The following is a 9,689-nucleotide window of genomic DNA, read 5'->3' on the forward strand; positions in this document are numbered from 1 at the left end:
ATATTGTAAGCAACCGACCCACCCTCAAAACGATCAATAAACCACAACCGCCGCTGAGCAAAAGACAACGGAACCATCACACCTCAACTCCTCGACCAATCGCGGGGCACAGGGAAAGCCTGTATATGCGGCCGGAGATGTAATTTCATCCGCCGACTCCCGATAAGCCAGACAAATTCACTGCAAGGCGGTTACAGTCCATTCGGATCCTGCCCAGTCTCACGCCGGCGAGCTATCGGGTCAAGGTCATGCCGTCCGCTTCAAGGCCGTCGGCTGCCCGTGCCGGCTAAGCATCCGTGTCCCGTCGACAGGACAGCCAATAGCGTCTTAATCTCTACCGGGCCAAGGCCGTGCCAGTTCATGTCGAATTAGGTGCCGCAGACCCGCGATCGCACCGGACGCTGCTGTCGGCAGTGACCATGGGCGACGGCTCGGCCCCCGGTCCGACACTTGGAGTTCATCGCTTATGGCTGCGGACAACCGGATCAGGAAAATCGTCATCCTCGGCGGAGGCACGGCGGGCTGGATGACAGCCGCTTACCTGAGCAAGGCACTGGGCTCCTCGGTGGGGATCACCGTATTGGAAGCGCCGACGGTGCCTCGTATCGGGGTCGGCGAGGCCACGATCCCCAACCTCCAGAAGGTTTTCTTCGACTTCCTCGGACTACCCGAGGAAGAGTGGATGCGGGAATGCAACGCCAGCTTCAAGATGGGGATCCGGTTCATCAACTGGCGCACCGCGGGCGCCGGCCGGTCCGTCGCGCGGTCGCGGGGCCAGGGCCTCGACTACTTCGACCATTCCTTCGGCCTGCTGCCCAGTCACGACAACATTCCGTTGTCGCACTACTGGACACGCAAGAAGCTGAACCACAGCACGGCGGAGTCCTTCGACCGAGCGTGCTACAGCCAGCCGGCCGTCTTCGACAAGAAGCTGTCACCGCGCTTCATGGACGGCACGCGGTGGACCAGCTACGCCTGGCACTTCGACGCACAGCTGGTCGCCGACTTCCTGCGTCGGTTCTCGACCGAGAAGCAGGGCGTCGTCCACGTCGAGGACAAGTATGTACACGCCGAGCTGGACGAGCAGGGTCACATCACCGCGATCACCACGGAGACCGGGGCCCGTCTGGCGGGTGATCTGTTCATCGACTGCTCCGGGTTCCGCAGCCTGCTGATGAACCAGGTCATGCAGGAGCCGTTCCTGGACATGAGCGACCATCTGCTCAACGACCGGGCGGTGGCCACCCAGATACCCCACGACGACCGGACCGACGGAGTCGAGCCGTTCACCTCGTCCATCGCCATGTCGTCGGGCTGGACCTGGAAGATCCCGATGCTCGGACGCTTCGGCACGGGCTACGTGTACTCCAGCCGGTTCGCGTCCCAGGACGAGGCCACCCTCGAGTTCTGCCGGATGTGGGGGATCGATCCGGAGAGCCAGCCGCTGAACCACATCAAGTTCCGGGTGGGCAGGAACAGGCGGGCCTGGGTCAAGAACGTCGTCGGGATAGGTCTCTCGTCGTGCTTCCTGGAGCCGCTGGAGTCGACCGGCATCTACTTCACCTATGCGGCCGTCTACCAGCTGGTGAAGCACTTCCCGGACAAGCGCTTCGACCCGGTGCTCACCGATCGGTTCAACCGGGAGATCGAGAAGATGTTCGATGACACCCGGGATTTCATCCAGGGACACTTCAGCTTCGCGCCGCGCAATGACACACCTTTCTGGCGCGCCTGCAAGGAACTCGAACTCACGGACAGCTTCAAGGAGAAGGTCGCGTTCTACAAGGCCGGCCTCGGCGTCAACCTGCCGATCAGCGACGAGAACGACTACTACTCCAACTTCGAGATGGAGTTCGAGAATTTCTGGAGCAACGCGAACTACTACTGTGTGTTCACCGGGCTCGAACTCTTCCCGGAGCGGTCACTTCCGCTGCTCGATCTCCGACCGGAATCCGTCGAAGGCGCCGAAGCGGCCTTCCAGCGGCTCAAGGAGCGCACGGAGCAGCTGTCGAACACCCTGCCCACGCTCCATGACTATCTTCGCCATCTGCACAACAAGTGAGCATGCGCCGGCCCCTGCCTCCCCGTCCGCGCGGAGGCAGGGGCCGGTTTCTCAGGCTCAGTCCTCGACCCAGCCGTGACGCTTTCCGAAGTCCACCACGCGCCGCCGGATCGCGAGGATCTGCTCGCCCGTGAGCGACGGTGCCGCCGCCAGCAGCAGTTCCGTCATCTCCTTGCTGAACTCGTCCTGGGAGAGCACATCACACAACTGCTCTCCGTCGCCCGCGGGGGCGACGGTCCCGGTCGGAACCAGATCCGCCGGCTTCCGCTCGACGGATTCGGCGAGTCGTACGGACGATGCCTTCAGGCCCCGATCTCCTTCTTCGATCTCGAATTCGACCTGGAGACCGGAGCGCAGATACGCCTCCGGAATCAGCAGATCATTCACATGGAGGAATACGTCCTCGCCGCCGTACGCCGGGGAAATGAATCCGTAACCCCGTGCACTGTCAAAACGCACCACACGACCCGCAACCACAGCCACTCCCACAGAACGCGACACCACTACCCGAAGTCAATGACCACTGCGCGACTCATGATCGGTCCCGTTTTGTCGGGTATTGCCGTCCGACCTGCGCGCGCTTTCATACTAACGATCGACCGACTTCCCGTCACTCACTCGTCGGAAAAGCGGCCCTTCCGGGGTCCCTTCCGCGGTCCCGTCCGGGGTGCGGATCGCGCCTCCACATCGAGGTGCAGGTGATGGCGCGGTCCTGCGCCTAGAGGCGCAGGTCGTGGATGCCGCCGTCGACGGCGAGGATCGTGCCCGTGGTGCCGGAGGCGGAGGTGGCCAGGTAGGCGATGGCCTCGCCGACCTCCTCGGGCCGTGCCAGGCGGCCCAGCGGGTGGCGGTCGTTCAGTGCGTCCCGCTCCGCCTCCGGGTCGGCGGTCTTCGCCAGCACGCGCTGGATCCAGGGGGTGTCGACGGCGCCGGGTGCGACGGCGTTGACGCGGATGCCCTCCCGGACGTGGTCGGCGGCCATGGCCAGGGTCAGGGAGTGGACGGCGCCCTTGGAGACGGAGTAGAGGACACGTCGCGGCACGCCCATCGAGGCGAAGACGGAGCAGGTGTTGACGATCGCGGCGGCGGGCGACTTGCGCAGGTGGGGCAGGGCGGCGCGGGCGAGGCGGACCATGCCGACGACGTTCACGTCCAGCACGCGCCGCCACTCGTCGTCGTCATTGTCGGCGACCGTGCCCTGGGCGGCGATGCCGGCATTGTTGACGACGATGTCGATGCGGCCGAAGCGTTCGACGACCTCGCTGACGGCGCCGCGCACGGAGGTGTCGTCGGACACGTCGCAGGCGATGCCGACGGCGGGGGCGGCGACCTCCTCGGGCTTCAGGTCGAGAGCGGCGACCTGCACGCCCCGGGCGGTGAGTGCGGCCGCGGCGGCCGCCCCGATTCCGGATGCGCCGCCGCTCACCACGGCCACGAGGGCATCGGACGTCTGTGCTGCGCTGTTGGCGGCCACGACGGGCGCCTCCTTGCTGGTGGAATGCGGATCGGAGAGAACCGAGAGAAAGCGGAGAGAGGGCGGTGGTCTGGCTCAGCGCGCGGCGACGCGTTCCAGGCGTTCCAAGAGGGGGTGCACGTCGGCGCCGGCCGCGCCCACCGCGCGCCGCGCCCACCAGGCCGCCGCGAGGTTGGACGTCAGGAGCGCGGTCCGGCTGAATTCCCGGTCGAGTTCGGCCAGGGCGGCCAGCGTGCCCATGCCCGTGCCGGTGAACAGGACGGCGCCTTCGTCGGGAAGGCCGGCCTCGCGTATCTGCGTGAGGATCGTCCTGGTCGTCACCCGGTAGGGATCGAAGTCGTGGTCCTCTTCCTTCTCGCCCGGCACGGCGGGGGCGAGGACGACGCGGTCGACCGTGACGCCGGCCTGCTCCCAGAAGGAGGTGGACGTGTCCGTGAGCCAGGGCCAGTAGGGCGAGACGAGCGTGAGGCGGGATATGCCGAACGCCTCGCACACGGCGAGGATCGCCTGCGTCGTCGACTGCACGGGGAAGCCGAAGCGCTCCGACAACTCGGTGACGAAGGCACGGTCGCCGTCGGGATCCAGCAGGTAATGCGACGCGTTGCACGCCACCACGGCGGCGTCCAGGCGCATACGGCCGAAGGCGCCGATAATGTCGGCAAGGACGTCGTTGTAGCTCAGCATCGTTTCCTTTACTCCCATTCCGGGAGTGAGCGGGAAACGGGAGGTGTACACATTCATCTCGGAGCCGATCAGGCGGTGGAACTCCGGCTCGGCGATGGGGTTTTCCGGGGGGACGACGAGCCCGAGGCGGGGCAGCGGGAAAATGTCCATGGCGGCACAGTAGTTGCTGCACTCGGCGGCTCCGGGCGCAATCCACACAACTTGACGTTCCGCCAGGCCAATCTTGCAACTCCTTTCCGTCTTGACATTTCTTGACAATCGGCTACAGATCTTTGACCGGGCAGCCTTTGCTCTTCCCTCGAGTTCGGTGGAAGGTAGTGAATCGGTGCTCGCCCCGACCCGGGGACTTACAGACCGTCCGAGCAACCGGAACCGCGGCACCCGCACGCCCTTGGCACCTCATCCCACACGAACGGAGCCGACCCATGTCCAGCGCCACCCTCACCGGCGCCTGCCCCGAGTGCGAGACCGACCTGACCGTTCCGCCGATCGTCCAGGGCGAGACGCTCTCCTGCCCCGAGTGCATGCTCACCCTGCGGGTCGAGGGCATCCAGGACGGCCGTCTGACCCTGGAGATGGTCGAGGTCCAACTGCGCGACTGGGGGCAGTGACCGTCATGTCCGATGCCCCGCCCATTCCCATGTCGGCGACCCTGGCCGCCGACGAGGCCCTGGCCCGCAGGCGCGCAGCCGGGGAACAGGTCCTGCCGATGGCCGGCGGGGAGATAGGGCTGCCCGTGCTGCCCGCGCTGCGCGAGCGGCTCGCCGCCGCGGCGCACGAGAACGCATACGGCCCCGTGCCCGGCAGCCACGCACTGCGTGCCGCGGCCGCCGGGTACTGGGGGCGGCGCGGCCTCGCGACCGATCCCGGGCTCGTGGTGGCCGGGCCGGGCAGCAAGCCACTGCTGTTCGCGCTGCTGCTCACCATCGGCGGGGACGTGGTGGTACCCGTACCCAGCTGGGTCAGCTACGCCGCGCAGGCCCGGCTCGTCGGGGCCCGCCCGGTCCCCGTGCCGATCGCTCCGGGCCAGGGCGGAGTGCCCGACCCGGAGCGGCTGCGCGCGGCCGTCACCGCGGCGCGTGCCGCCGGCCGCGAGCCACGGTGCGTAGTTGTCACGCTGCCGGACAACCCGACCGGTACCGTCGCCTCGCCCGACACGGTGCGCCGTCTCGCGGCCGCCGCCCGGGAGCTCGATCTCGTCATCGTCTCGGACGAGATCTACTGCGACCTGGTCTACGACACCTCGGTGCCCGCCGAGTCGCCGGCGCTGCACGCCCCGGAGCGCACCGTCGTCACCACCGGGCTCACCAAGAACCTGGCCGTCGGGGGCTGGCGCACCGGTGTGGCCAGGCTCCCCGACAGTGCTGTGGGGCGTGCCCTGCACAGCCGCCTGGTGTCGGTCGCCAGCCAGATCTGGTCCAGCCCGCCGGCGCCCATGCAGGCCGCGGCCGCGTACGCGTTCGGTGAGCCACCGGAGATCACCGAGCACATCGCGGCCGGCCGCCGGCTGCACGAGATCGTGGTGCGTGCTGTCGCCGGCCGCCTCACCGCCGCCGGGGCGCTTCTCGCGCCGGTGCGCGCGACCTGCTATCTCTACCCGGACTTCGAGCCGCTGCGCGACCATCTGGCCGGGGTCCGCCGGGTGACCGGAGCGGAGGACCTGGTCCGGTTCCTCGGTGAGCGCCACGGCGTCGGAGTGCTCCCGGCCGGTGCCTTCGGCGAATCCGGCGACCCTTTGCGGATCCGGGTCGCGACCAGCCGCCTGTACGGCGAGGACGACGAGCAGCGCACCGCCGCGCTCGCCGCGCCGGACCCGCTCGCGCTGCCGTGGATCCGGAAGAACCTGGAGCAGTTCGGCACCGCTCTGGCCGACCTCGCCGGCGCCCGCGTTCCGCAGTCCTGATCCCCGTCGGGCTCGACCCTCACATCAAAGGTTTCGCATCCCACCATGACCAGCGCCGAGCCGTCCACCGGCACCACCACCCCGTCACTCCACGTCCCTGACGCGACGTCAGCCGCAGAGCGGAAGATGCCGATGGCGGCACTGCTCGCGTTGGCCGTCGCGGTGTTCATCACCAGTCTCACCGAGACCCTGCCCGCCGGGCTGCTGCCCGACATGAGCTCCAGCCTGCACACCAGCGAGTCGGCCACCGGGCAGACGGTGACCATCTACGCGCTGGGGACGGTGCTCACGGCCATCCCGTTGTCCGCGGCCACCGCGGGGTGGCCCCGCAAGCGGCTGCTGCTGACCGCGATGGCCGGCTTCGCCGTGGCCAACACCGTCACCGCCCTCTCGGCGAACTATCCGCTCACCCTGGTCGCCCGGTTCGTCGCCGGTGTCGCCGCCGGGCTGGCCTGGGCGCTGCTGGCCGGCTACGCCCGCCGGATGGTCGCGCCCCACCAGGAAGGCCGCGCCATCGCGATCGCCATGGCCGGCATTCCCGTCGCCCTGTCCCTGGGCGTCCCGGCGGGCACCTTCCTGGGCCAGGTGGTCTCCTGGCAGGCGGCCTTCTGGGCCATCAGCGCCGTGACCGTGGTGCTGCTCGTCTGGATCACGGCGGTCGCGCCCGACCAACCCGGCCAGGAGGCCGCGGGCAAGATACCCCTGCGCCAGACCCTGAGCGTGCCGGGCGTGACGCCGGTGCTGCTCGTCACCCTGGTCTTCGTACTGGCCCACACCATCCTCTACGCCTACATCGCCACCTATCTCGACCACATCGGCATGGGCGACCAGGTGGACGTGGCCCTGCTGGTCTTCGGTGTCGCGTGCCTGATCAGCATCTGGGCCGTCGGTACCTACATCCACGGCCACCTGCGCACCCTGACCGTCGCCAGCACCCTGCTGGTCGGTGTCGCCGTCGCGGTCATGGGCGCCTTCTCCGGCACCGATGCCCTGGTCTACGTCGCCGCCGCGCTGTGGGGGCTGGGCTGGGGCGGGGTGCCCACCCTGTTGCAGACCGCCGCCGGTCAGGCCGGAGGAGAGGCGGCCGATGCCGCCCAGGCCATTCTGGTGACCCTGTGGAACGTCGCGATGGCCGGCGGCGGCATCGCCGGTGGCCTCCTCCTTCAGGCCGTCGGGGCCGAGGCGTTCCCCTGGACGGTGCTGGTTCTCCTGGTGCCGGTTCTCGCCCTCGTGCTCGCGGCCCGCGCACACGGCTTCCCCGGCCGGCGTGCGGCCGGCCCGGCGACGCCGCAGCAGTGACCGCCGCGTCGACCCCCATACCCGCCCTTTTCTGAGGAGGCCCGACAGCCATGTCCATCATCTTCGAGTGCGAGTACCAAGGCCGGCGGTACGCGGGTCACGGCATACCGGAGCCCGGCAGCCCCCTCACCCTGTACCGGGTGACCGACGGGCAGTTGCACGCGGCCCTCGTCGCGGGCAGCGGTCCGGAGGACCTGGGTGCGGCCGTGACCGGGGAGAACGAGCGGATCGAGGTGGCCCTCGACGACCCCGGCCTGCGGTTCCTGCCCCCGCTGCTGCCGACCGGCGGGAACAACTCCCTGATCAACGGTTTCATGGGCACGCACCGCACCAAGTTCGACCGCGCCCCGGAGCCGGACGAGGAGTTCACCCCGCCGAACTACTACATCAAGGGCTTCGGTTCCTGGCTCCGCATGCCGGAGGAGCCGCTGCTCACCCCGGCCGACCCGGTCTGGCTCCTGGAGGAGCCCGAGGTGGTGCTGGTGTACGCCAACGACGACCAGGGCGTTCCGCACTACGCCGGCTACACCTTCGGCAACGACCTGAACGACATCGGCCTCCACCTGGAGAAGCCGTGGGCGTGGACGCCGTACGCGAAGCTGTGCGAGACCTCCATCGCGCCGTGGCTGTTCCTCGACGCCCCGCCGGAGAAGGTGACGGGCAGCGTCACCATCGAACGCGACGGTGCCAAGGCGTGGCACGGCGACTTCTCGTGCGGCGCCGACTCCATCTTCCACCGGGTGCCGGACATGACGGAGTACCTGTTCTCGTACCCGGCGCTGCGCCGGCCGGGCCTGGTCAACTACCTCTTCCTGGGGGCGGACAAGGCCACCTACCACGACGGGTTCCGGATCGAGGACGGCGACCGGATGGTCCTCGACGTGTCCAGCCACGGCGTGGTGCTGGCGAACGAGGTCCGCTACTGGGACCGGTCGGCACCCGCGGTACCGCGTACGAAGTAGCTCCCTGAGCCGCTCGTGCCGGTCGTGCCGGTCGGGCGCGGAATCGGCGCGAGCGGATTCCGCGCCCGACCACACGACTACGGAGGGACACCACATGGTCAACCAGGCGAACGGGCTGTTGCGGGGCACTGCGCGGGGCAGGGCTCCGGTCCCTCTCTCCGTTCTCGATCTGGTGGCGGTCGGCGAGGGCCACACCGCCGGGGAGGCGCTGCGGACCTCCGCGCGGCTCGCCCGGCTGGCGGAGGCGCGCGGCTTCCATCGCTACTGGGTCGCCGAGCACCACTCGATGCCCGGCATCGCCAGCAGCAGTCCGGCGGTGATCCTGGCGTACCTGGCCTCGCAGACCACCCGGATCCGGCTCGGTTCCGGGGGCGTCATGCTGCCCAACCACGCCCCGCTGGTGGTGGCGGAGCAGTTCGGCACCCTGGAGGCGATGGCTCCCGGCCGGGTGGATCTCGGGCTCGGGCGGGCGCCGGGCACCGACCAGATGACCGCGCGGGCGCTGCGCCGGGCGGGCGGGCCGGCGACCGGTGACTCCTTCCCGGGTGACGTGGCCGAGCTGATCGCCTTCCTCCACGACGACTTCCCCGACGGGCATCCGTATCGCCGGGTGCACGCCGTGCCGGGCCCGGTCCAGGGGCCCTCGGCGCAGCGGCCCGCGGTGTGGCTCCTCGGCTCGTCCGGTTTCAGCGCTCAGCTGGCCGGCCACCTGGGTCTGCCCTTCGCCTTCGCGCACCACTTCGCCGCCCACAACACGATCCCGGCGCTGGAGCTCTACCGGGCGACGTTCCGGCCTTCCCCGCTGCTGTCCGAGCCGTACGCGATCGTGGGTGTCTTCGCGTTCGCCGCGCAGACGGAGGAGCAGGCCCGGGACCAGGCGCTCACCGGGGCGCTGACCACCGTACGCTTCCGGACCGGGCACCCGGGGCTGGTTCCGCCCCCGGAGGTGGCCCGGTCCCATGTCTTCACCGCGCGTGAGCGGGAGATCCTCTCGGGCTGGCTGGACAACGCCGTGTACGGCACGCCGGACTCCGTACGCGACCAGCTCGACGCGCTCCGGAAGCGGACGAACGCCGACGAGCTCATGCTCGCCTCCAACGCGCACGGCCTGGAGGAGCGTGTCACCTCGCTGTCGCTGATCGCGGACAGCTACGAACTCCCGCACACGACGCCCGAGCCGGCGTAGGACTGCCGGTACGGCCGAGGGGGGGGGACCGCCCCCAGAGGGGGGTCCCCTCTCTTTTTTCTGGGGAGGGGGGGGGGCCGGGCTTTTCCGTGAAGCAGGGGGTGCGCTTTTTCCACACT

At 69.1% G+C, this 9,689-nt stretch carries 9 protein-coding genes; 6 read left to right on the forward strand and 3 right to left on the reverse strand.

Annotation, left to right across the window (positions count from 1 at the left end):
• Positions 1 to 466 precede the first annotated feature (466 nt).
• Entirely contained in the window at positions 467 to 2,062 is a 1,596-nt protein-coding gene (locus ACZ7DL_RS33830; RefSeq protein WP_470780119.1) for a tryptophan halogenase family protein, read from the forward strand.
• A 57-nt stretch (positions 2,063 to 2,119) separates the two neighbouring features.
• Here the strand turns inward: ACZ7DL_RS33830 and ACZ7DL_RS33835 are convergent, their stop codons facing one another.
• From ACZ7DL_RS33835 to ACZ7DL_RS33845, 3 genes are all read right to left on the reverse strand, one after another.
• Positions 2,120 to 2,539 carry a cold-shock protein gene (locus tag ACZ7DL_RS33835; RefSeq protein ID WP_470780246.1) on the reverse strand — a complete coding sequence of 140 codons (420 nt, stop codon included), beginning with the start codon at positions 2,537 to 2,539 and terminating at the stop codon, positions 2,120 to 2,122.
• 241 nt (positions 2,540 to 2,780) lie between these two features.
• Positions 2,781 to 3,536, reverse strand: a complete 756-nt coding sequence (locus ACZ7DL_RS33840; protein WP_470780121.1) for an SDR family NAD(P)-dependent oxidoreductase — start codon at positions 3,534 to 3,536, stop codon at positions 2,781 to 2,783.
• Between the two features lie 75 nt (positions 3,537 to 3,611).
• Complete coding sequence (locus ACZ7DL_RS33845; protein ID WP_470780123.1) at positions 3,612 to 4,370, reverse strand: maleate cis-trans isomerase family protein; 759 nt, start codon at positions 4,368 to 4,370, stop codon at positions 3,612 to 3,614.
• Between the two features lie 275 nt (positions 4,371 to 4,645).
• Here ACZ7DL_RS33845 and ACZ7DL_RS33850 point away from each other — a divergent pair, with 275 nt between their 5' ends.
• The 5 genes from ACZ7DL_RS33850 (at position 4,646) to ACZ7DL_RS33870 (ending at position 9,570) form a co-directional block, all read left to right on the forward strand.
• Positions 4,646 to 4,831 carry a lysine biosynthesis protein LysW gene (locus tag ACZ7DL_RS33850; RefSeq protein WP_470780124.1) on the forward strand — a complete coding sequence of 62 codons (186 nt, stop codon included), beginning with the start codon at positions 4,646 to 4,648 and terminating at the stop codon, positions 4,829 to 4,831.
• A gap of 5 nt (positions 4,832 to 4,836) precedes the next feature.
• Positions 4,837 to 6,123, forward strand: coding sequence for a pyridoxal phosphate-dependent aminotransferase (locus tag ACZ7DL_RS33855; RefSeq protein WP_470780125.1), 1,287 nt, complete (start codon positions 4,837 to 4,839; stop codon positions 6,121 to 6,123).
• Between the two features lie 45 nt (positions 6,124 to 6,168).
• Positions 6,169 to 7,422, forward strand: coding sequence for an MFS transporter (locus tag ACZ7DL_RS33860; RefSeq protein ID WP_470780126.1), 1,254 nt, complete (start codon positions 6,169 to 6,171; stop codon positions 7,420 to 7,422).
• A 50-nt stretch (positions 7,423 to 7,472) separates the two neighbouring features.
• Entirely contained in the window at positions 7,473 to 8,384 is a 912-nt protein-coding gene (locus ACZ7DL_RS33865; protein WP_470780128.1) for a fumarylacetoacetate (FAA) hydrolase, read from the forward strand.
• A gap of 94 nt (positions 8,385 to 8,478) precedes the next feature.
• Complete coding sequence (locus tag ACZ7DL_RS33870) at positions 8,479 to 9,570, forward strand: LLM class flavin-dependent oxidoreductase (RefSeq protein ID WP_470780130.1); 1,092 nt, start codon at positions 8,479 to 8,481, stop codon at positions 9,568 to 9,570.
• The last annotated feature ends 119 nt before the right edge of the window (positions 9,571 to 9,689 follow it).

The sequence above is a fragment of the Streptomyces sp. NPDC036984 genome (genome assembly GCF_055607665.1).